The following is a 23642-nucleotide window of genomic DNA, read 5'->3' as shown; positions in this document are numbered from 1 at the left end:
CTAAGCAACTACCCCTAGATTTGCAGACACCTTCTCCCCCAAATTTGAGGCAGAAGGCCAAGGAGCGTGTAATGAGTATAGTTACGCCGCTTGATCATCAAGCGAGGTGGAGCGTCCTGCGGAGATTGGGAAATTCAACCGTCGCGAAGGCCACTATTGCGGTGCCTCTGATCGGCTATCTCCTACTCTTCAACGGGGAAATCGTGAAGTTTCTCAGCCTACATACGGATTTCTGCCAGCCAGCGGATTGCGGCCCATCGCTGCGGCTTCTCTTGCTATATCTCGGGTGCTGTTCAATCGCGATGGGCGCAGCGCTTTACAGCCTCAAATGTCCGGCGCTAATCAAAAAATACGATTCGGCGGCTGCCTTCTTTGAAGCGGAAAAGACCTATTTCTGTCAGCCACGAAATCTCGACTATCTCCTGAAACTGATCGAGTCAGGAACCGAGGCCGAGCCGCTTGCTCAAGATGCGGCTTACTTCAAATACAATGGCGAAAGACGCGATGTAGATCCAAATAGCTTAGCGGACCCGATGGGGGAACTCTACCGGATCCTGAATGTCTCATATCCGCGCATCAGGTTAACTGCGTTAATCGCGTATTGCGTCGGCATAGTTATTCTACTCGTCCCCACGTTAATTACGTTCTTTCAAGTGGTTGTCACTTATAATTTCGGGCGAGGTGTGTCGTAGTCGCGCATCATATTTCCCGAGATATTGGACGCGGTTTTACGGCTGCCAATCCGTCATCTGCAGCACGTTTCCTCCGAGCTTCTGAAACGCCCGTTGGCGACAGGAGAACACGATAATCTGCTGGTCTCGAGACTGCCTGTGGAGTGCGTCGAACATCTTCTCGATGCGGTCGTCGTCCGAATACACCAGCGCATCATCGAGGATAACGGGTGCGGGGCGGCCGTCGCGGGCGAGAAGCCGGGCGAAAGCCAGCCGCGTCAGGACGGACAACTGCTCCCGCATCCCACCGCTCAGGCGATCGACATCCTCTTCCTGCCCATTGCGCAGGATGGTCTGGGGTAGAAGCGTCTTGTCGTCGAAGGTGATCGCAACATCGTCGAAGAGCAGTCGAAGCAGCGGTCCGAGCTCAGCCATAACAGGTTTGAGGTAGAGCTCCTGAGCCTCGGACCTGGCATTCTCCAAGGCGGTGGTCACGCGCTGGAGGACAGCCACCTCCTTCTCATATGCAGCCATCCGCGCGTTCGCAGCAGTGAGTGCCTCCGAAGTCTCCCGGCACTTCTCTTCCACAGCCTCTTCTGATTGTGCCCGTATCTCTGCGTTCAGTCCGGCCATGGTCTCCCGAAGTGCCGATTCCGATGAAGCCGCCCCTTTGTTCCGAGATGATTGCGCCCCCGGATTCCGGGATGATCTCGCCCCCTGTTTCAGCGGGGTCTGCGGGCAGTGATTGTTGTCAGTTCGTTCAATTCCGGTGTCAAGCTTTTCGAGGCAGATTTCGACGTAGGCTTTCTCCGCTGAGCTCGATGCGGTGGGCGTTGTGTACGAGGCGATCCAGGATGGCGTCGGCGTAGGTGGGGTCCCCAATGACGCCATGCCAGGCGGATACGGGGAGCTGGCTGGTAATGATCGTCGATCGGCGGCCGTAGCGGTCCTCAAGGATTTCCAAAAGATCGTGACGGGCCTGTTCGTTGAGCGGCTCAAGACCCCAGTCGTCCAGGATCAGGACCTGAACATGGCCCAGGGTGCGTTGCAGCCTGGCGTATCTGCCGTCACCGCGGGCGAGCGCGAGCTGGGCAAAGAGCCGAGGGACACGCTGATAGAGAACGGAACGGTCGTCGCGGCAAGCCTTATGGCCGAGGGCACATGCCAACCAGCTCTTTCCGACGCCTGAGGGGCCGCAGATAGCGAGATTGTCGTGAGCGCCGATCCAGTCACCACCGAGCAGCTTCATGAAGAGCGCACGGTCAAGGCCGCGTTCGGCGCGATAATCGACATCCTCCGGAGTAGCCTGGTGGCGGAGCTTGGCGAATCTGAGGCGCGCGGCAAGCTTGCGGTCATAACGAGAACTCCATTCCCGCTCGAGCAGCAGTCCAAGCCATTCAGCATGCGAGAGATGTTCGGCTTCGCCGTTGGCGACGAGTTCGCCGAAGGCCTTTGCCATGCCGGCCAGGCCCATGGCGTTCAGTCTATCAAGTGTCGGATGAGCAAGCATTTTCCTTCTCCTTAGTGGTAGTAGCGAGGTCCGCGGATGTTTTCGTGGTGGATGGGTTCACGCGACGCGGCTCCTTTTGAGTCCGCTGTCCGGTCGAGGTGATTGTCGAGGATGGAGCGCACCGAACCATAGGTCCGGGCCCCGATCTCCAGCGCCCGGGCGCAGGCGGCATTGACCCTGTCGCGGCCAAAGCTTCTGCCGAGACGGATAATCCCGAGGCAGGCGCGAAAGCCCTGCTCGGGATGCGGCCGATCGGCAAGGATGCGATCGCACAACAGGCCGACATCCGACCCCATGGCAGAGGCTTCGCGCCGAATGCGTTCAATCGCCCAGTCGGCAAAACGACGATGCGCCGAGGGCATATGATCGGGGATGGTCGTGTGCTTGCCGTTACCGCTCGCGCGGCGGTGAGCGGCAATCCGCTCGCCCTTGTGGAATATCTCGATCGTATTGGCCGTGATGCGCGCCTCGACCTGCTCGCGGGCAAAGCGATAGGGAACGGAATAATAATGCCGTTCGATCTCGACGTGGTAATCCAGCCCGGCACGCCGGATACGCCATTCGGCGAAGACATAGCGCTCGACAGGCAAAGGCCGCAAAGCCGGACGATCAAGCTCTTCGAACAGTTGGCGGCGGGTAACGCCAACCCGGCGCAGGACACGCTTGTCGTTGAGGTCGTAAAGCAATTCGGCGATCGCCGCATTCACCTCGGCCAGGCTGTAGAAGACCCGATGGCGAAGGCGACCCAGCAACCAACGCTCAACGATACGAACCGCGGCCTCCACTTTTGCCTTGTCGCGCGGCCGCCGCGGCCGTGTCGGAAGAACAGCGCTCCCATAGTGCGCCGCCATTGCGCTATAGGTCCTGTTGACCTGGGGATCGAAGTGGCATGCCTTGATGATCGCCACCTTGGCATTGTCGGGAACCAGCAAGGCTGGCGCAGCACCAAAGAACTCCAGCGCCTGAATATGGCATTCGATCCAGTCGGGTAGTGTCTCTGTCCAGCGCGCCTGCGCAAACGAAAGGCTGGACGCTCCCAGGACCGCCACGAACAAGTGCGCCTGCCGCGTCTTGCCCGACAGCCGATCAATGACGACCGTGACCGTGTCGCCGGCATAATCGACGAACAGCTTGTCGCCGGCAGCATGATCTTGCCGCATCGTCACCGGCAGCTTCAGCGCCCAGCCGCGATAGAGGTCACAATACCGGCTGTAGCGGTAGCCGTCGGGATAACGGCTCATGTATTCGTCCCAGAGAATTTGCAGCGTCACGTGCTTGCGCTTCAGCTCGCGATGGACCTGCGCCCAGTCCGGCTCCGGCGCGCGACGATGACCCGTCTTCGTCCCCGCCGCCTTGTAGAGCGCCGCTTCCAGGACGGCATCGCTCACGTCATCACCCAACGGCCACGAAAGACCCGCAAGCGTTGCGCGCCGCAGCGTCTCGCGCACCGTCGACGGTGCTGCCCCGACCCGAACCGCAATCGATTTGTGGCCCAGTCCTTGTTCGAAACGATATCTCAGTATCTCGCGGACACGCCGCATCTCCAGTCTCTCCGCAGGCATCCCGTTCCTTCCTCGTCAACATCGACGGAAGGAACTTCACACCGGCAGAACCCCCACGCCACATCCCTGCCAAAGGGGGCGGCATCATCTCGGAACAAGGGGGCGACTATTTCTCGGAATGGAGGGGCGAGATCATTTCGGAATCAGGGGGCGGTTTGCCTCGGAATTTGCACCCGAAGCGCATTGATCTCCTTGCCGACCGCAGCTTCGACCGAGCGAGCGCGCGTCAGCGCCGCCTCGATTGACGCGAGATCACCGGCATCTGTGCCGAGTTTGAGGGCATGGGCCTCAGCCTCCGAAAGCGATTGATCTAGATCGATGAGCGTAGCCAACAACGAGCGCCCACGCTCAGCACGCGCTTCTTCAGGCCCGAGGATCGCAGCAAACTGCGCCTGATCGGAAATCAGAGACGCCAGCGTCGTTTCAGCGACGACGAACGCGTCATCGGCACGAGACTGGTCTGGCTCGACTTCACGCAGGGCGAGGCGTGCCTGCTTGCGGCGTTCTTCTGCTTGTGCCAGCGCAGTGCGTAGGAGCGCCGGATCCTCATCCAAGTCGAGACCCTCAAGGCTGATGGTGTTACCTGCTTCGACTTCCTCTCTCAGTTTCGCCAAGCCCTCTGGAGCAATGAAGGACAGCCGGTCTTTCAACCCCGTAAGTCAGCATCGGCCTGCTGTGCCTTGGCCTGCCTGTCTCGCGCTGCAGAGAGGCTATCGACGCCCATTGAGGCAAGAAGAGCGGTTCGCACCGCTTCTGCCTGCACTATTTGATTGTGGTTCCGGCCGGGGCGGTTCGAACGCAGGGTGATTGTCCCAATTCCTGCGACGTCAAGACGAGCCTGTCCGTCGTAGGTCCGGTCTTCCCCATCTGCCAAAATCTTGCCGTCGAGGGTCACCGTTCCGGCCGCATCTGCCTCGTAATGGATTGAGACTGATGGGCGAGCTGCCTCATCGATAGCACGCAACTTGGCGATTTCGACTTCGCATGCCTGCAGCTCTTCGATGGATTTTGTCGGGATTTGCATGAGTGCGAGTTGAGCCTCACCCTCTTCAATGTTCTGACGGACCTTCTCTGCCTCGGCCAATCGCTGCTTCAGATCAGCCAGGCGCTCGAACGCCTCACGTGCCTTTGTTGCCGCCTCAAAGTGGGTTAGCCGCTCGCGGACCTTCTGCTCCTCAGCCTCCGCGAGATCCACGTTCTCACGTGCCATTTCGATCGCATCGGCCGCCTGCCGGCGCCGCTTTATCGCTTCAGCCCTATTGTTCTCTGCAGAAGCTACCTCTTCTTGCAGAAGGGCTGCCTTCTCCCGAGCTTCAGTAAACGCCTTGAATTCCCGCTCTGCTGCGTTTCGCCTTTCACGGACAAGCTTTAGTTCCGCTTCTGCCGTCTTCAGTTTTTCGTTCTGCGCCTTGGCGGCATCAAACCTGCTCTGGGCTGCCTGAATGGCCGTCCTGCGCTCTTCTCTTTCCGCAGGACTGTCGAGTTCGACAAGCCTCGCTGCTGCGGTCGCGCGTTGATCCAGCGCTTGGCGCAATCGGGTCACCTCGGCTGCCAGCCGCCCCTCATCCGCGGCAAGCCGATCCCGTTCCTCGATCGCAGCCGCATAGCGACCGCCAGTTTTTGGTCTCCCGGTCGCCGTGACCATGTCTGACAGGGCCTCTTTCACGGCCGCCATGATCTCGGCCATCCGGCGCCCGCCGGTGACGGCTTCCACCTCGCCCTGGACGGATTCGAGCAGACCTTGACGGACCTGTTTCTCCCCCTCCTCCTCGGTCCGGCTTCGCTTCTCCATGCCGGTGATACCCTGGCGCACCCAGAGGAGACCCGCAGGTCCGGAGGTACCTCCCCTGATGAGGCTGCTGATGAAGTTCTCTGCCTCATCCGCCTGAGCGACGAGACGGCCGGATCCAAGATGCACCACACGGGCTGACCGCCCACCATAATACTGCTTGGTAATTCGGAAGCTGCCCTCGCCGGTCGTGATATCGGCTTCGACCAACGGGTTCCCACCACTATAGGGGCGCAGTCTCTGAACATCGCCAGGGGTGCCGGAATGGGGTTGGAAGAAGAGTGCATGCAGGGCCTCGAAGCTCGTTCACGCCATCTCCAATGCCTTCGATGGCAACGCCGCGGCCGCCAAACCGTTTGACGTTGAAAAGGCGCAGGGCTGAGATCTTCATGGCGTGATCGCTTGTGTGTAGGAGTAGAGACGCATCAAGGCCGCTCGCGCAATCTCACGCTCAGACAAGGGTCGACGTTCATCGGTGGACTCGGCAAGCAGCGCATTGGCAGCCTCACGCAGGGCGCCGCCGCGATCGATCTGGTCCAGGTCTTCGAGCTCGCATTCCGTGACCAATCCATCCTGGTCTAGCTCCAGAAAAGCGAAATCTGGAACGGCCCTATCAACGGCAGCGAAGAGCTCCGTGCGCGCTGCGAGGCGAATGTGCCCCGATGCCACCAGTCGGATCAGCGAGTTCCTGCGTTCCCTCAAAGCCGGCAGCAGGGAATGGAGAGCAACCTCCGGAGTATCGCCTTCGAGCAGGTGAAGATCGAGGCTTCGCCAGGCGAACGTTGCCGTGGGCAAGGCCTGGATTTTGGGCAGCATCGAGGGACCGGGAATCGTAACCAGGAGCGCCGTGCCTGGCGCCTCATGCTTGAAGCGGTCCGGCTCAGGCGTGCCGCAATAATGGGTTCGCGGATCCACACTCACCATGCCGTGCCAATCGCCGAGCGCAAGATAGTCGAGCCTCGCGCGTCTTGCCCGGTCCGGCGCGATAACCTCGGAGGCGGCACCCTCTTCTGAAAAACTGCGAATGGCACCATGGGCAAGCCCAATGCGCAGCGTGCCATCGGGTGTGGCTTGACCATCCATCCATTCTGTCAAGTCTCGGCCGGGGCGACGAGTGGTGCAGGGTGCGGGGAACAGGACGACACCACTCGCCAACTCGATCGGCTGAGGCTCGACCGCGAGCAAAACGTTTTCGGGTGCTTCTGCCCTTAACGTGGTCCAGAGCTGGGAGGCCTGCAGGGAGTCGTGATTTCCCGGCAACATGACCCATCTGATCGCGGGATCGTGCGCCATCTCGGCAAAAGCCTGGCGTCGCACCTGCGCTGCAGGCGTCTCGGTATCGAAGGTGTCTCCAGCGAGCAGCACTGTTGTTGCATTTTGCTCGCGGGCATGTGCAGCCAGCCGCGTGATTACAGTGTGTCTTGCTTCCCGCAAACGGCTGGGCAAGTCACCCTCAAAGTTGCCGAAACGCTTTCCGAGATGAAGATCGCTAGAATGGATAAACCGAAACATGACTACTCAGGTGTTTGGATGGTTGACGCATGCGACCGCGCCACTGCAATTGCTTCTTCCAGCCGTGCGCGGGAAACGGCGGCAAGGCGTTCGACACCGAGCAGCCGAGCCAGATCACGCGCCGGGTCTGGCTGATCCAGCAGATCTGGGTTGTCGGAGACGACAGAGGCAAGTTCCGCAAGCGGTATATCTGCGATCGACCTGCGCGCGTCCTCGCTGGTCGGCTGCCGATACGGCATGATCTTTGAAACGGTGCCCACCTTCCATATGAATTCGCCGCTCGACTCCTTGGTCGTGTCATAACCGCGGAGGTGGAGATCTATCCGCTCCCTGATCCGCCCGCCCGTGCGCAACCAGCCATGCGCCCGGGATATACGCTGGGCAAGAATGTCTGCGCGTAACGGGCTTTCAGTTTCGATGACTGCCTCGATCATCCTGCGCAGGGTATCGCGATAGCCAAATTCAAAAAACTGATCTGGCTCGGCTCGGAAACTGGAAAGATCGGTGACCTTGTATCCCCGCTCGTTCGAAGTTTTGTTGCTGGCCAAGGTGGGCGTGGGTGGCATTTCCAGAGTTTGCGGCTCGCTGGACAGTGGCCGCTCCTCCGCAGAAACGCGTTCAGCCTCGAAGGCGACCGGCGGGAACTCGATCGGCTCAACGGAGGTTGTAGTTTCGTCGATATGATTTTCTTCGGTCCCTTCAACCTCGTGTCCCATATCCCAACGGGTCACAGCGCTTTCTGTTTCTGCAGTACGACGTGCCCGGCTCTCCTCCAATAGGGCCTCCAGGCTGCCATGAAGCCGCTCGGCGCAGCCTGTGGCATCGAACCACCAATCGGTCGACCAGACGCGGAGTATGTTCCAGCCGAGACCTCTCAACACCTGTTCACGGACCTTGTCGCGGTCTCTGGCGGTGGCGGATCGGTGATACGTCGCCCCGTCGCATTCGATGCCTGCCAGGAAAGTGCCAGCTAGGTCCGGGTGAAGGATACCGAAATCGATCCGGAATCCGGAGATGCCCACCTGCGGCACGATACGCCAGCCACGCCGTTCCAGCTGCGCCGCCACGGCCTCTTCAAAAGGAGACTCGAAACCGCCAACAGAGCCAATATCCGCAGCCGGCAGGGCGACCGGTCCGCGCTCGGCATAGTCGAGGAAGGTCTTCAGATGATGCACGGCCAGTGACTTGGTGCGTGTGGGGTCGATCTGGTCTGCTGTGAATCCCGAGAATACGACAAGTTCCTGCCGGGCGCGCGTGACGGCGACGTTCAGGCGACGTTCGCCTCCATCACGGTTCAGTGCGCCGAAGTCCATCGTGAGCTTGCCTGCGGCATCCTTCCAGAAGGTGATCGAGAAAAGGATAACGTCACGTTCATCGCCCTGAACGTTCTCCAGGTTTTTGACAATGGTAGGTTCGACCCGCTCTTCGGCAAAAAACCACTCGAGTTCCGGCTCATCGCGGCGCGCGGCATCAAGAAGATCGAGAATCAGCGATTGCTGCTGCGCGTTGAAGGTGATCACTCCCAACGTCGGGCGATCGATTTCGGGCAACTTGAGCCATGTCTTCATTCGAGAAATGGCTTCTTTTACGACCGCATCCGCTTCTGGTCGATTGGTTCGGCTCTTGCCGCGATCATAAACACCCGCTGGTACTTTCCGCAGATGAACGGCGCGGTCTTCAACGACCGGCGACGGAAAGGTCACCAACCGGTTCTGATAGTAATGATGATTGGAGAAGGCGATCAGGGACTCGCTGCGGCTGCGATAGTGCCATCGCAAATCACGAGTAGGGATGCCTGCCGCCTTGGCCTCGTCGAGAATGCTTTCCAGGTCCTTCTCGTGATCAGCGACGTCCTCCTCTTCCTCGTTGCGTCCGAAGAAGTTCGTCGGCGGCAACTGCTTGGGATCGCCGACGATGATCGTCTGACGGGCTCGCGCGATGGCGCCCACAGCGTCCCAGGTCGTAATTTGCGACGCCTCGTCGAAAATCACAACATCGAACAACTGCTGGTTCGGTGGCAGATACTGAGCGATCGACAAGGGTGACATCAGCATGCAGGGGGCCAGCTTGGAAAAGCTCTGCGGCATCTTGCTGATCATATCCCGTATGGACTGGCTCGGTCGCTGCAACTCCATCTGATAGCGCAGCAGCCCGAGCTCTGAATTACGGGGAACGCTCTGCACTGGCGGCAAGCCGTGGGCGATCGCACTGATGACGCGCGAGGTCGCATGTGAGCGCACGAGATCGTCGATGTCGCGGAATTCACTGATCGCATTCTCGTGCTGAAAACGCCTAAAGTTTCGCAAAACTGGGTCGGCATCGAGGACCTTTGGAAGCCACCACCTGGCATAGCCTAAGCGAAACGCCGCCCGTGTTTCATCAGGTCGGATCGCGCCTGTTTCGAGCTGGTCGACCAGCGATGACAGATTCGCCTGCATCGCCTGATTTCTGATCCGGCACCAGGCTGACCAATCACGAAGCAGATGCCTTGCGCCGATAAGAGCATCGAGTTTGTCCCTCAGCGTCGCGAGATCGACGACGTTCTTTTCAAAAAGACTGTCGCGGCCGGCGATCGTGCTGAAGCGCCTTTGCGCCTCCTTCATGCCATCGACCGCCGCCAGAAACCTGTCGCCTGCATGTCGGACCACATCGTCTTGGACGACCGCGCGAAGACACGGCGCAAGAATGCGGAGCGTCGTCCGCGTCTCTTCTTGATCGCGGCCCGGTAGCGGGATTGTCGCACGGAGCTCCCGCGCAATTTCCAGCACTGCCGCAACGGCTCCAACATCTGTCGTCAGACCACCGACCGGCAGAGGTTTGCCGTTCAAGAGATTCTGATCGATCGCTGAAAGGCAAGCCTTCATGCGCCGCAAAAGGGGAAGATCCCGTTCCGGATCCACGGAGCCCTGCTCAGCATAGCTCTGGAGGAGCTTCTGAACCTTGCGCTTGCCCAGCATCGCATTCGGCCAGAATGAAGCACTGGCCTCACGCCACTGACGATCCAGGACGTCAGCCTCGAGGTCGCGGACGGCGGCGGCACTGTAGGAAGCAGCAGCCCCGCGCTCTGCTTCTCGATAGGCATTGATGGAGTTGGCGAGACTTTCCAGCGCTTCCGCGCATCGGGGAAAATCCCGATCAAAGACGATCGATACGTCATAGCCCCGCGATTTCTGCAGCACCCCTGCCAAGCTTAACAGTGCCTGCAGCTCAATTCGTGACAGCCGCTCCTGCGGTTTGAGGCCAAGGCGGGCGACAAATCCATTCGCCGAGTCAACCAGCAGTTCGATCGCATTCAGCAGCGACTGTGCTGCCGCAATTACGCCATCCTGCCAGCCGGAACTCCATTCGTTGACATTGATGAGGTCAAGTGCCGGCTGACGTTCAACCGAACCGAAGACGAGACCGAGTTCGCTGGCGAGCTCTTCGAGCTCGCGTAACGTCTGTGAGTCATGTGCGTCGCGTTCCAACCACGACAAGCCTGGTGCAGGCGCCTCCGCAGCTTTGAGAGCGATGCCCAACGCGAGATACGGAGTCCATCCGTTTGAGTAGCGTCTGTGCAGTGCGCCGACATAGGCATTCAGCTCGTCGCGACGCAACCGAAGGCGCTCGTTGATCGCGATCCATTCGGACGCATCATTCCGTCCACCATGCTCCCAAGCCGCTTTCAGTTGACCCAGGAAATGGCGGCGATCAGCCTTGTTCGAGTGCAGTTCGACGCAATGATCTCCAAGACCATGTGTCCGCAAGCGGCGATAAACCACGTCGAGCGCGGCCGTCTTTTCAGCGACGAACAGCACCGTCTTTCCAACGGCAAGACAGTTGGCGATCATGTTGGCGATCGTCTGGCTCTTGCCCGTGCCGGGCGGGCCAACGATGACAAAATCCCGCCCTTCGGCTGCGGCCAAGCTTGCCGCTGTTTGCGACGAGTCTGATGGAAGAAGACAGATGATGTCCGCTGGCGCATAAGCCTGATCGAGCTCGCGCTCATCGCGAAACGTCGTTTCTCCGCTTCCTTGATGAAATGCCTGCTCAGGCGTGTCGATCAAGTGCCGAACGACCCTGTTCTCGCGCAAGGCGTCCGTGCGTTCGACGAGATCCTTCCACATAAGAAATTTGGCGAAGGAGAAGGTCGACAGGGCCGTCTCGTCCACAACCTCCATCCCCGGAACATCGCGAATGGCCTGGCGCATCAATGAGAATACGCGCGGCACGTCTATCCCATTGTCGTCGAGCGGCAGGTCACCGCTGATTTGAGGGAGGGACAGGTCAAAATCCCGTTCCAAAAACTGAAGGAGTGTCGCATTGAACCGCGGTTCATCTTCATGGAAGCGGATGGTGAAGCGTGAACTGGCGCTGCGGCGCTCAAGTCTGACTGGGACAAGTAGAAGCGGCGCGCGATAGCTGCGCTCGTCTTCCGGCTTCTTCTTCCACCTGAGGAATCCGACTGCCAAAAAAAGAGTGTTGGCGCCACCCTCGGCGAAATCGTTGCGAACCTGCCGATAGAGATCGATCAACCGAGCTTCGAGCTGGCGCACGTCGAGGGGCGAGGGCAACTCGTCCCGAAGCAATGCTTCCGCCGCGAAGCCACGTTGGAGATCCCGGCCATGGACATCCCGATAAAGTGCTGCATCCCGTTCACCGAGCGGGTTCTGCTCAGGCAAGGATATGATGCGTATTGCTGCTCCGTTCGCCAGCCGATCTTCGAGATAGGCCACGTCGGTGCAGAGAAATGGGATCGTTTTCTTGGAATCCGGGAAATTGAGAAGTCGATTGCGAAGCGTCAGATCGAGCAGTTTTTTCTGCCATCTATCGATGCGACCGGCAGCGTTGGTTGGTTTTACCTCAACGGTTTCAGCCGGCATCTCTGTGAAACTGGGGGCAGAGGGAAGCGGCAAGTCGGCCACAGGGGCCGAGTCATCCTCCTGGACATTACGGCGGAAAGGCTCATGTGAAGCAAGAGGCATGATACCGCCGCTACGCGATCGCCTGACATCAATAGCTGCCACAAAAGCATGCGCCTCGTCCACTCCAAGCCGGCTGTCCAGGGCCCGAAGCGCGCTTTCAAACGTCATGGCAGGCCGATGTGTCACGCCAGTCGTTTCAAAGACGATCAACTCGCGCGATGCCAGGGCCTTGCGAACCTCCATCTGGTCCGGCTCCACGGCATGTGCGAAGGTTCTCTTCGCAAGCCACACACCAACGGCAGCATGCCCCTCGAACATCAAGATGACCGGGTTCAACCCAGCAGCTTCCAACCCGGCGGCGAAAAGAAGCGTGGTATCGAGGCAGGTGGCGAGCCGCTCCTCAGCGACCGTGCTCGGACGCCGGATCTTCTGGCCGCGATTCTCGAAGCTTGCAGGCGGCTCGGCATAGTGCAACCCGGTCCCGGCAATCGCTGAGTAGACTGCCGCAGCCAGCATATAGGCGCGCTGGGGATTGTTTGACTGGTACCCATCCAGTCCGCCTGAATGGCCATGAGCATTGAGCCTTTCCGCAGCCATTCGCAAAACGGTGGCCACACCAGGATCGTTGGGCATGACGAAGGCCGGAAGCAGCTGCACCATGTCGGCCACCCCTCCCCATTCGTCGCGTGCGAGCAGTCTGACGGGAAGGCGCCGCTCGTCCAGAGTTTGTCCGCCGGATGCAATGCGAAGTGTGATCTCGCCGCGCTCTGCTTCGTTCAGCCCCGAGAGATACCCTGGATCGAATTCCACTTTTCGATCTGCGAGCACAAGCCGATCCCCCGGCACCAGGCAATCAACGATCCATGACTTCGGCCGCAGGAAAGCTGGCGACGCCGTCAGCTCTATGCGGCAGTTCTCGAAGTGTCTGTCCGTATTGTTCTCGACCGAGATCGATCGGATGACCGGGATTGCGTTCTGGTAGGACGCATAGGTGAAGCATGCGGCAATATCGGCAACAATGGCAGGATTGTCGGGCTTACTGACCTCTTGGTTCTCCTTGCCACTCATTTCTGAAAACTGCATCGTCATATCCCCCTAGCGGGAGATTAGCGACGTTTCTCAACTTTAAGAAGACTAATATTAGGACCAGAATAACTTTTTGAATGGTTTTGCCCGCCACTGCGGCACTTGGATTCTGTGCACTAACGCTTTTGATCCGCGCTCGTGGAGCAAACGAATAAAGAAGCGGCAAACAGTATCCCCGTGAAAGCACGTGGCTCTCGCGGTTTGCTCAGGTTCCAAGTCATTGCTCGCCAGTTCAACGCCTTCTTCGATGTCTCTCGAAGGGGGACTGCGACAGATGAGCAACAATACTCTCCGGCAAGGATGCTGTCCCGCGTTGCGACGATAATACCTTTAATCCCTATGGGTACAGTTGCCATTGTTAGTATCCTGTAATTTGCTCTTGCTTTTGTTATCGCTCAGCAAAATGATGTCCTCAACCTGAACGAGCTAAGGATTCGTTTTTGATTGAGCCATTACGAAAACATCGCAAAGACGGCCGCCTCTACGAAAGACGCGCCGAAACTACGGCGATTCTCACACAACTCGAAAGCTTACCATCTGACCAGTTGGCCGAGCGCGCTAAAATTCGAGCAAAGACAGATCCTCTATATCTCCCCTCAGAATGCCTCCTTCACTTCATGCGGCGATCTAAGCGAGACAACTCCGATCGGTTCTTCGAGTCTCTCTTCCGCATTCTTCTGGCAAGAGTGGAGAGCGCGGCGACGCTGCGGAGCGAAATCTATCGTCTTCCAAACGGAAAGATCGCAATCACAGCCTTCGGAACAAAGGTCCGAGATTATGTTGTCGATCGTTTTTTGGCTCGCCTTATTGCCGATCGCGATGGCTACGATGAGCGACTCGACTACTTCGAGGTCAATTTTTCCCACGCGATCGCCAGCTTGCGAGCAACAGGAAAAAAAGGAGCTGCAGATGAAGAAAATCGCTCACAGCCTCTCTCAACAGACGATGATGAAGAGGTATCCGCAGCGGTTGAAAAGGCTGCAGGAGTGTTTGATCCTTTTGACGCATCAAAAATCGACGATGGAAATTACCGGTTCCGGCTTTTTGCAGCGATCAAGAAGTTACCTGAGAAAGAGCGCCATGTCGTTGCGTTGCTTTTTAAAGAATATCCAATCGAGTCAAACGACCCCAGCAAGCCCTCAATTTGCAAAATTCTGGGGTGCGTTGAGAAAACGGTAAGGAATCGACGTGACCGCGCCTTTGAAAAACTTAAGACAGCTCTATCGGAGGAAGAGATAGATGCCTGACCAACGCAAAGACAACGCCGAGGAAACACTTTCCGCGTTTGCCGTAGAACCATCTCACGACAAAGCTACGCTTGATTTCTATCTGAAGCAGCACCCAGAGCTGGCGAATGAACTGATCGATTTATCGCTCGAGTTGGAAATGGCTGATCCAACGGAAGAAGACGTTTTCGACACCGACAGTGCGATCGTCAATACCGCGTGGGCAGCGTTTATTGCCGGTGGCGCTACCTACGCGCCGATCACAGCTGCGTCGTTTACTCGTGAAGTTGCCCACAGTTTGGGCATAAAATCGTCTGCGCTGATGGGTCTCCGCGACAAGAAAGTTGAAATCCAGTCGCTGCCAATCGCCTTTTCTACACGCCTATCCAGAGCGCTTGCCACGTCTGTCGAGCGATTGGTGGAGTACCTCGCAGGCCCGCAAGCGATGCCGGTTGGCGCTAGCTTCAAATCCGACGCGAAGCCAGAGCAGAAATCGAAGATTTCGATAGAACAGTTGCTCGCTGAATGCGGCCATACTCCCGAGCAAATTGCCAATATCCTGCGGGAGGATTGAGCATGGATGCCGTCGAGCTGGCGCGACAACGAGCCCAAGAACTCAATAGAGCCGCGGTTCAGGCAGGAGTTGATGCTTGGAGCCCCTACGCATTGAGCCAGCACGAAGCGGCGCGGAGGGGGATTGAGATTGATCGCGTCGCAAAAGGAAGTAGCGTTCTTAACGGAGCGCGTGCCCTCTATGATCCAAGCCTTCCGCTGATTATTCATGAGGAGACCGGGAGCGCCTTTGAGGACGCGTTTCTTGTGGCCCATGAACTTGGTCATGTGGAACTTGGCGACGCCACACTTCGCGACGAAGCCATTTCGATAGATCCCGCACGTGCTGCTGAGATGCCACCAGTCGGCGCCGAGCGCGTTGAAGACTACAGCAGGCGCCAGCGTCGCGAGGTCCAAATGGATCTTTTCGCCCGAGAATTTCTCTTTCCCAGGACATTGGCTCGCGAAGCCCACATCAATGAAAAGGCAACTGCCGATGAGATTGCGGAACGGCTAGGCGCCTCCAAAGCTGTCGTGGCACAACAGATGCTAGATGCTTTGTTGCTCCCCGAGCCGGTCATCGAAGCGGAAGAGCCGAGAGTCTCGCGCCCGCTCAACAAGCGGCAGAAGGAAGCAGCGGAACACTGGGGGCCAGCCTATCTCCTCGAGGCCGGCCCAGGAACAGGTAAAACGCAAACGCTGGTCGGTCGAATTCTTTGGCTCTTGGATAAAGGGATCGATCCTCGCGGAATCCTGGTCTTGACCTTCTCCAATAAGGCTGCTGGCGAACTGTTCGATCGCGTAGCGCAAGTGAACCCTACCGCCGCAGCCGCCATCTGGATCGGCACGTTCCACGCATTCGGGCTAGATATTATTAGGCGCCATCATGACCGCCTCGGCCTGCCTGACGATCCTAAGATGATCGTCAAGGCCGACGCCATTGAATTGCTTGAGGACGTGGCACCTCGGCTAAACCTGGTCCAGTTCCGCAATATTAGCGATCCGACAGAGAATCTGGATAAAATATTGGCCGCCATCTCTCGGGCGAAGGACGAATTGGCGAGTCCTGCAGACTTCGACGGGCTTGCACAGGCGATGAAGTTGGCTGCGTCAACGCCTGACGAGGAAAAGGAAGCGGAGCGGCAGATTGAAGTCGCGAACGTTTACCGGCGATATGAGGAGCTTAAGGCCGGATTGAAACGGCTAGACTTTGGTGACCTTGTAACCCTCCCAATTCAGCTTTTAGACGAAAATGAGGACGTTCGAGCCGCGATTGCCTCAACTTACGAGCACGTCTTGGTCGATGAATATCAGGACGTGAACTGAAGCAGTGTCGCCCTTTTGGAGAAGCTCAAGCCGGGTGGAACCAATCTTTGGGTGGTCGGCGACATAAAGCAATCGATTTACCGCTTCCGTGGGGCGTCCTCCATCAACATGACGAAATTCGCAACGGGAGATTTCCCTGGTGCGAGTATCGGCCGGCTTGAGGTCAACTATCGCTCGACACAGGAGATCGTCAGTACCTTTTCAAATTTTGCGGTCAATATGAACGTTGCGCAAGGCCGCGATAGTTCACTCGAAGCACATCGAGGCTCCTCGGGTTGTTCCCCGGAGCACAGGCTGACCGTTTCAGCTCAAAATGAAACAGAAGCTGTAGCTGATGCCATCTCCGAAATGCAAAACCTCGGGATTTCTTACAGAGATCAAGCGGTTCTTTGCACCGGTAACGATCGCCTCGCAAAGATCGGTTCTGCATTGGAAACGTTGAATATCCCAGTGCTTTATCTCGGCAGTATCTTCGAGCGGGAGGAAGTCAAGGACCTCCTATCATTCCTATCACTTCTGGTAGATCGCAAACCGATGGGTCTCGTGCGCCTTGCGACCATGGACGACTTCTCGATGTCGCTTGAGGACGTTGGTGTTATCTTGGACGCCGTTAGCAAAGGGAAGGCACCGGGTCCTATCTGGACTTTTGGGGAAGAAGATCTGCCGGACCTTTCCTTTGATGGCAGGAATGCGCTGGCGAAAGCGGCGCGTGCTCTTTCTGGCCTGCACGAGGCCTCGCAGCCATGGGAAGTGCTCGTCTCGCTTTTGCTTGATCGCACTCGAATAGCGGCCGGAATTGCTGAGGCAGCGACAATCTCGTCCCGAGCACGCGGAATAGCGATCTGGCAACTTCTCAACTTTTGCCGCACACAGCCTAGTGGCAAAGGCTTGCCTATCAGACGGCTCCTCGATCGAGTGAGGCGCCTTGTTCGTCTTGCCGATGACCGAGATCTACGTCAGTTGCCAAATGCTGCGCACGGACTCGACGCCGTGCGGCTAATGACCGTACATGGATCCAAGGGCCTTGAATTTCGAGCGGTTCATTTTCCCGGAATCAGCACTGATAGTATTCCCCGATCACCAAACCATTTTCAGGGCATAGAATCGCCCGACGGTCTCGTTAAGGAGGTGCCGGGCAAGGCGGCGGCGGTTAGATCCGCTGCGCATCTCGATGAGCAGGAATGTCTATTCTATGTCGCCTTGTCTCGGGCAAGAGACCGCCTCTTTCTCTATTCGCCCACAAAGAAGGCAAATGGCCACAGCTGGTCAGTTTCACCGTTTGTAGCGCGACTGATACCTCCGATGGTTCAGCTACCAAAGAACCCAACAGTGCGGCTTCCGACGAAGAGCGAGGAAGTTATCGATCTGCGTTTCGACGGTAGGCCAACGTTCAAAGATACTCAGCTGGCCATCTATGAGAAGTGTCCTCGTCGGTTCCTTTACACCTATGTGCTTCAGACGGGCGGCCGGCGAGTTGAGTCCACCTTTATGAAAATGCACGACGCGGTCCAAGACGTGGTTGATTGGATCACAACCTCTGACCCCGCGGCTGTTGTTGTTTCAGAAGCCTTTGGTCGGTTGCAAGCAGCGATGACGGCTCACGGTCTCGACGAAAGCGGTTATGTCGATGATTATCTAGCGATCGCCCAAGTGTTGATCTCCAACCTGCTCGACAGCAGGCAAGGTTATTCACTCAAGGACAACTATGGGCTTTCAATTTCTGCTGGCACGATCAAGGTCGCCGTCCGCGTGGATGAGCTGCTTCAGACGGCCGATGGCAGGATCGTCGCTCGAAGGATACGCACGGGGCATGGAACAAAGGCTTCACAGTCAGATTTGGCGGCCAGTTCCTTCTTTATGGCGGTCCGAGACGCATTTCCGAATGCCACGGTCGAATTGATGAATCTCGCTGACGAAGTACCGATCAGGCTCGAATTCGACAAACTTGCCAGCCGTCGTCAGAAGATAGGCGACATTGTCGGCGGGGTTGCGAGCGGCCGCTTCCCTGCGAAGCCAAGTAATCGGACATGCCATCGATGCCCTGCATTTTTCATCTGCGGCCCCGTACCTCCCGGCCCGCTTTCAAAAAAATCTGAATAAAATTACCGGTCTGCCATTTCAGCTCCGATTAACACTCCAGAGACGCATCGCAATCAAGCGAGCGCTCCTGGAGAAAAAGAAATGTCTGAAATTAACAACGCGGCGGGCTCTGGCAACAAGCCCTTCCATATTCGCTTCACCACTGACGGTATTTCGTATCGCGATGCCTCGATTGGTGATCCGGTCCCTGTGGGGAGCCAGCTCCTTTCGGCTGCCGGCGTACGTGACGTGGAGAACTACAGCCTCTTCGCCATCCTCCCCAACGGTGAGTTCGAGGATATCCGCCTCGACGAAACCTTCGATCTTCGCGCAAAGGGCGTTGAAACGTTCGCCTACTTTGAGAGCGACCGTTCCTTCAATTTCACGATTGAAAGCCGCCAGATGTCCTGGGGCAAGAATCTGATCAGCGGCAAGGCACTTCGCAACCTGGCCGGTGTCGACGCTCGCTACAGCATCTATCTCGAAGTGCGCGGCGGTCATGATCGCCTGATCGAGGATCACGATCTGGTCGATCTGGCAGGCAAGGGCATCGAGCGCTTCATCACCGTGATCAGTGAAACCACGGAGGGCCTGGAGACCCTCCCCTCCGCTGACCGTCGCTTTCTGGAAGCGCATGGACTGGCTTATGAGATCATCAACGATGGCGGTATCGGAGCGGTCGTGATCAAGGATTTTGCCCTTCCTCCGGGCAAGTTCGATCACGACAAGGTCGACGTGATGATCCAGCTTCCGGCGGGTTATCCCGATGCCAGCGTCGATATGTTCTACACGCTGCCCTGGATCAAGCTGAATGCGACAAACACGTACGCGGCGTGCGCGGATGTTCCGCAGCTTTTCGCCGGCGCCAGCTGGCAGCGCTGGTCCCGACATGCGGAATGGCGCGCAGGCATCGATGGCATCCGCACCATGGTGACCCGAGCCCAGATGGCTTTCGAGAAGGCAAAGTGAAATGACGATGCTGGACATTACTTTTCTCGAGCAACATATGCAGATCCTCACGGGCCTGCTTCCGGACGCTACGTCTCCGGAAGCAGCTAGCTACATTCTGTTTGGATCGTCGGATATCGCTGAGGATCCTTGGTCGGGCGCCCCGCGCCACCGTCTAATTTCACATCGGGTCATTGAGATTCCCGCAACAGACATGCTCAGCTCGTCCGGTGTGCATGTGACATGGAGTACCCGCAGCTTCATGCGGATGCTCGGCGACGCTGCGATCGCGGGCAAGATTCCCGCAATCTTTCACACCCATCCGGGCAGTCATGCATTTTTCTCCGATCAGGACGACGCCAACGAGCGAGAGCTTGCGCGGACGGCTCACCAGAAGGGCGCGAGAGGTCTTGTCAGTATCGTTCTCGGCGGAGACGGCGCAGTCTGCGGGCGAATCTGGCATAGCGCCGATGCTTACACCATGGCTGACGCTGTTCAGGTCGTCGGTGGACGATATCGGCGAGATCAACGTTATCTCGCTAAGAACAGAGTCCATCACCACCTGGACCGTCAGCGCCGGCTGTTTGGGCAGAGCTTCAACGACAATCTCGCACCGTTACGCGTATGCGTCGTCGGGTGCGGCGGTACCGGTAGCCCGGTCGCGCTTCTGTTGGCTCGGCTTGGGGTTGGGCACATATTCCTCGTCGATAAGGATGTGATTGACGAGACAAACCTAAACCGGGTCCATGGAGCACGCCGCGACGATATCGGACGACCGAAAGTCGAGGTCCTTAAGCGAGAGATCGAATTGATGGGCATCGGATGCCATGTTGAAATCGCGCAGGACTGGATAAACGTTGCGCGGGTCCGAGATGCGCTCAAGGCATCCGACTTTGTCTTCGGATGCACCGACGACAACTCAGGACGAATTTTGATCAATCGCCTTGCCCATTTTTACGGTATCCCCGTCATCGACGTCGGCTTGCGCATGGTCGCAGCGGCTCAGGGGCACGGACATGATCTCAATGGACGGGTCACGACGGTAGTTCCGGGCCGCCCCTGTTTGATTTGCGGTGGTGTTGTGAACGCCATTCGCGCGCAGGAAGAAGAGCTCGAACGCAATCAGCCGGATGAATTTCGACGCCGTAAGGTCGAGGCCTACGTCGTTGGCGCCGGTGATCCCGCCCCCGCGGTCGTGACGTTTACGACCGAGATGGCATCTGTTGCCGTCAATGAAATGATTGCCGCACTTACTGGATTTCACGGCGCTAATGGAATGATCCCAACCCGTGTCAGACGCTGGCATGTTCGCGATGATCGGTTTCTGGACTTCAAGGCCCGAGAAGGTTGCCCGGTTTGCCAATCCGATGACTCACGTGGAGCCGGCGATGTATCGCCCTTCCTCGATATGGCAGGGTGAGATCATGCGAAGAACGATAGCACTCACCCTCCGCTTCTTCGGGTTGCTCAAGTTTGACCGGCTTGCGGGGCTCTCGTCCAAATATCCGTCGACCGGCGAGTTGCCAGAAAAGGATGTCGTCGTCGTTCGCGATGGCGACGTCGCAAAATGGGCGTGCCTGACCTGCCCCGGCGGTTGCGGTAAGATGATTGCACTTTCGCTTAACCCCACTCGACGGCCGAAATGGCAAGTGACATTGGATTTCTGGAACCGTCCGACGCTCAAACCTTCGGTTCACCAGTTAAATGAATGTGGCTGCCACTTCTGGATCACAAACGGCGAGATCGAATGGTGCCCCGGCGGGCGGCCCACCGCATAGAGAAGAGCGTTTCAATGAATGAGCAGGTATCCCAAGTTGCGCATTTTCCTTTTCGCGAACAAGCGCGGAAGCGCCTTAAATTAGCTGAGGAGCTGCTTTGCGGTGAAGGGCAGCAACTCGTTTACGCCTGCCTCGAGCTTCGTCTAGCAATCGAGGCAATCGTGTATGAAACGCTCCAAGCCTACGAGAAAAATCTGAGCCCCGACGTCGCGGAGGCACATCAACATTGGCAACCCAACAAAGTCCTGGAACTCCTTTCCGCACACGACCGACTCGTCGATACGTCGCTTCGGGTTCAGGTCCGCGAAGTTGGCGAGAATGGCGCCCCCGTCGGTGGCCCCCCACTCTTCGATGGAATTGATCGACGCTTAACCGTCAACTGGGTGGAAAAGGCCCATCGATCTCTCGGAAGTTTCCTTCATCAGCGAACCATTTCCCAGCTCAAGAAAGGGAAGTCGATAGAAGAAACTAAACTGAGGACTGAGGCGAACCGCATTCACATCCGGCTCAAGGAGGTTTTGGGATCTGAAGTCTACGGTATCCAATTTGCCGGCGGACTTCCGATTTGTTGCGAGACCTGCGGTTCTGATTTGGCCGCTACGATGGCTTCCCTGATTCTCGATGGGGTCGTCGATGTGAAGTGTGCAACCTGTAACGTCAGTCGCTTGGTGGAAATGGACAAGACAACCGGTGAGCTTAGATATGTCGATAAGATCACGGCCACCGGCTGAATCCTCGGCTACTCTGGCGCTGTCGGTGGGGTGTAGTATGCTTCCGGCTACGGTCGGCAAGTCCCTCGAAACTAAGCAGTGAGATTTGTGGCGGGTGGAACGTGATGGGGGGCAATTTGCAATAGCGCCAGAATGGCCGATTTCGCTGGTAGAAAAGCGTCATCATAGCTGAAAGCGTGCCAATCGATCTCCTGCCGCGCACCTAACCGATCCTGATGCATCTTGTCACGGACGGATTTAATTCCTCGAACCTTGGCTTCGAGATCAAGGTTTCCGTTCGGGTCGGCAACCGCGACAAGAGAAGCAATCCAGTGGTTCGGAGCGATACGCGGGGCATTGGCTCCGTTATTGCCGACATCCCTCAGGCGGAAGGCCGTTCCCAACCCTTCGCAGACGGAAAATGCGCCAACGCAGAACTCGAAGATCATCATGGTATAGTAGGGCTCAAATAGCACCGATGCGTTGCCCGCTCCTCGCGTCGCATGGGGCGTAATCAATCCAGCCTTCATCTCCATACCAACCAAAATGTGCTTTAGGTTGGAGCGAAGCCGGCTGCGGACGTCAGAATCGAGAACGTTCGGTATGACCCTTACAAGCCACGCATCCCATTCAGTCGCAGTAGCGAGGGTATGAACGTAGCCGAACTGGCCAGCTTGATACGCGGAAAGATAGTACATTTTAGCTCCGGCTCGATAAGACTGTCAATCGGCACTGAACTTTGACCCCCGATTGGAGTGCGCCCCTTAGGGTGGACAGATTGGGAAATGGAATTGACCATGTCTGCCGTGTTTTCGCAGAGAGAACCATGGCAAAACATCGCAGCCACAGCATCGAGTTTAAGCGCCAAGTCGTGCAGGAATATCTGTCCGGCGAGACACTGCACGGTCTGGCAAGACGGCATGACCTCCAACGCCAACTGATCCGCATCTGGGTCAGCAAATATGAGGAAGGAGCCTTCGACGAGGATGCTCAGGCCGCTGACCTCATTCAGGCGTACGAGGCCCGGATTGCAGCACTCGAGCGCCTGGTCGGCAAACAGGCTCTGGAACTGGAGTTTCTAAAGGGGGCACTGAAAAACGCACCGCGGCCGAGAAACGAGACTACATCCGTCATCACCGGCCCCATGGCATCTCCGTCTCGGAAGGATGTCGACTGATGGGGATCGCTCGTTCGACCTATTATGACCGCCGCGATGGGCAGGCCGACGACACCGCTGTCGTCGAAGCCATGTTTGCGATCTGCGACGAGTTCGAGTTCTACGGCTATCGCCGCGTCGGCGCAGCTCTTCGTCAAAAGGGCCTTGTCGTGAACCACAAGAAGATCCGCCGTCTAATGCGCGAACACGGGTTGCAGCCGAAGGTCAGGCGGCGCTTCGTTGCCACGACCGACAGCGATCACAATGGGCCGATCTTTCCGAATTTGGCGCGCGAATTCGCTCCGACCGGACCGGACCAGCTCTGGCAGGCAGATATAACCTACGTTGCCCTGCCGGATCGCTTCGTCTATGTCGCCGTCATCCTTGATGCCTGGTCACGGATGGTCGTCGGGTATGCCATCGGACGGTCAATCGATGCCCGTCTGACTTTGGCGGCACTGAAGACGGCCATCGAATGCAGACGACCACCGGCCGGCTGCATCCACCATTCCGATCGTGGATCGCAATACGCTGCGGAAACCTATCGCCAACACCTCGGCCATCACGGGCTAGCCGGTTCCATGGGGCGCCGAGGCAACCCCTACGACAATGCAAAGGCCGAAAGCTTCATGAAGACGCTCAAGGTCGAGGCCGTGTATCCGATGGCGTTCCAAACCTATGACGACGTCATCGAACATCTTCCCGACTTCATCGAGACCATCTACAACAAACGACGGCTGCACTCGGCGCTGGGTTATCTCAGTCCGCAGCAGTTCGAGGATCAACACATCCGGCAGACGGGCAAAACCGCAGCCTGATCACTGTCCACCCCA

The 23642-nt window shown here is 57.6% G+C and carries 17 protein-coding genes and 2 pseudogenes; 11 read left to right on the top strand and 8 right to left on the bottom strand.

Annotated features, from left to right (window positions below; all coding sequences use genetic code 11):
• Window positions 1–71 precede the first annotated feature (71 nt).
• A complete protein-coding gene (locus EKH55_RS28065) occupies window positions 72–692 on the top strand; it encodes a hypothetical protein (protein ID WP_069456820.1) in 621 nt (206 codons plus the stop codon).
• Window positions 693–728: 36 nt separating this feature from the next.
• On the opposite strand, the pseudogene EKH55_RS28060 reads toward EKH55_RS28065, so the two are convergent.
• From EKH55_RS28060 to proA, 7 genes and pseudogenes are all read right to left on the bottom strand, one after another.
• Window positions 729–1451: pseudogene (locus EKH55_RS28060) on the bottom strand (ATP-binding protein); the annotation flags it as partial.
• Complete coding sequence (istB, locus tag EKH55_RS28055; protein WP_069456397.1) at window positions 1444–2181, bottom strand: IS21-like element helper ATPase IstB; 738 nt, start codon at window positions 2179–2181, stop codon at window positions 1444–1446. The gene istB and the pseudogene EKH55_RS28060, both read right to left, overlap by 8 nt.
• Window positions 2182–2192: 11 nt before the next feature.
• Entirely contained in the window at window positions 2193–3722 is a 1530-nt protein-coding gene (gene istA, locus EKH55_RS28050) for an IS21 family transposase (RefSeq protein WP_083265143.1), read from the bottom strand.
• Window positions 3723–3886: 164 nt separating this feature from the next.
• A complete protein-coding gene (locus EKH55_RS29575) occupies window positions 3887–4357 on the bottom strand; it encodes a hypothetical protein (RefSeq protein ID WP_069456473.1) in 471 nt (156 codons plus the stop codon).
• A gap of 32 nt (window positions 4358–4389) precedes the next feature.
• On the bottom strand, window positions 4390–5535 hold the full coding sequence (locus tag EKH55_RS29570) for a coiled-coil domain-containing protein (RefSeq protein ID WP_192803900.1): 1146 nt from the start codon (window positions 5533–5535) through the stop codon (window positions 4390–4392).
• A 384-nt stretch (window positions 5536–5919) separates the two neighbouring features.
• Window positions 5920–7044 (bottom strand): metallophosphoesterase family protein, encoded by a 1125-nt coding sequence (locus tag EKH55_RS28035; protein ID WP_069456471.1) that lies wholly within the window; start codon window positions 7042–7044, stop codon window positions 5920–5922.
• Between the two features lie 2 nt (window positions 7045–7046).
• On the bottom strand, window positions 7047–13031 hold the full coding sequence (proA, locus tag EKH55_RS28030; RefSeq protein WP_069456475.1) for an anti-phage protein ProA: 5985 nt from the start codon (window positions 13029–13031) through the stop codon (window positions 7047–7049).
• Window positions 13032–13474: 443 nt separating this feature from the next.
• Here proA and EKH55_RS28025 point away from each other — a divergent pair, with 443 nt between their 5' ends.
• The 8 genes and pseudogenes from EKH55_RS28025 to EKH55_RS27995 all read left to right on the top strand — a co-directional run bounded on the left by EKH55_RS28025 (window position 13475) and on the right by EKH55_RS27995 (window position 21674).
• Window positions 13475–14281 carry an RNA polymerase sigma factor gene (locus EKH55_RS28025; RefSeq protein WP_131820448.1) on the top strand — a complete coding sequence of 269 codons (807 nt, stop codon included), beginning with the start codon at window positions 13475–13477 and terminating at the stop codon, window positions 14279–14281.
• Entirely contained in the window at window positions 14274–14834 is a 561-nt protein-coding gene (locus tag EKH55_RS28020) for a hypothetical protein (protein ID WP_069456468.1), read from the top strand. Before EKH55_RS28025 ends, EKH55_RS28020 begins: the two co-directional genes overlap by 8 nt.
• Window positions 14786–16201, top strand: a pseudogene (locus EKH55_RS30225) (ImmA/IrrE family metallo-endopeptidase); the annotation flags it as partial. The gene EKH55_RS28020 and the pseudogene EKH55_RS30225, both read left to right, overlap by 49 nt.
• Before the next feature lie 45 nt (window positions 16202–16246).
• Complete coding sequence (locus EKH55_RS30220; protein ID WP_342585767.1) at window positions 16247–18238, top strand: 3'-5' exonuclease; 1992 nt, start codon at window positions 16247–16249, stop codon at window positions 18236–18238.
• Between the two features lie 81 nt (window positions 18239–18319).
• On the top strand, window positions 18320–19186 hold the full coding sequence (locus tag EKH55_RS28010) for a multiubiquitin domain-containing protein (protein ID WP_083265155.1): 867 nt from the start codon (window positions 18320–18322) through the stop codon (window positions 19184–19186).
• 1 nt (window position 19187) lies between these two features.
• On the top strand, window positions 19188–20585 hold the full coding sequence (locus tag EKH55_RS28005) for a ThiF family adenylyltransferase (protein ID WP_069456467.1): 1398 nt from the start codon (window positions 19188–19190) through the stop codon (window positions 20583–20585).
• Complete coding sequence (locus tag EKH55_RS28000; RefSeq protein ID WP_207544000.1) at window positions 20554–20943, top strand: ubiquitination-like system serine protease family protein; 390 nt, start codon at window positions 20554–20556, stop codon at window positions 20941–20943. The genes EKH55_RS28005 and EKH55_RS28000 overlap by 32 nt, the downstream gene beginning before the upstream one ends.
• 14 nt (window positions 20944–20957) lie before the next feature.
• Window positions 20958–21674, top strand: coding sequence for a hypothetical protein (locus tag EKH55_RS27995; protein WP_151613998.1), 717 nt, complete (start codon window positions 20958–20960; stop codon window positions 21672–21674).
• 71 nt (window positions 21675–21745) lie between these two features.
• Here the strand turns inward: EKH55_RS27995 and EKH55_RS27990 are convergent, their stop codons facing one another.
• Window positions 21746–22351, bottom strand: a complete 606-nt coding sequence (locus EKH55_RS27990; protein WP_069456385.1) for a hypothetical protein — start codon at window positions 22349–22351, stop codon at window positions 21746–21748.
• A 128-nt stretch (window positions 22352–22479) separates the two neighbouring features.
• On the opposite strand from EKH55_RS27990, the gene EKH55_RS27985 reads away from it, so the two are divergent.
• Both EKH55_RS27985 and EKH55_RS27980 read left to right on the top strand, forming a co-directional pair.
• A complete protein-coding gene (locus EKH55_RS27985; RefSeq protein WP_069456383.1) occupies window positions 22480–22830 on the top strand; it encodes a transposase in 351 nt (116 codons plus the stop codon).
• Entirely contained in the window at window positions 22779–23627 is an 849-nt protein-coding gene (locus EKH55_RS27980; RefSeq protein WP_151613983.1) for an IS3 family transposase, read from the top strand. Before EKH55_RS27985 ends, EKH55_RS27980 begins: the two co-directional genes overlap by 52 nt.
• Window positions 23628–23642: the final 15 nt, after the last annotated feature.

The sequence above is a fragment of the Sinorhizobium alkalisoli genome (assembly GCF_008932245.1).
GTDB lineage: Bacteria > Pseudomonadota > Alphaproteobacteria > Rhizobiales > Rhizobiaceae > Sinorhizobium > Sinorhizobium alkalisoli.
This window is presented reverse-complemented; position numbering and strand designations above follow the sequence as displayed.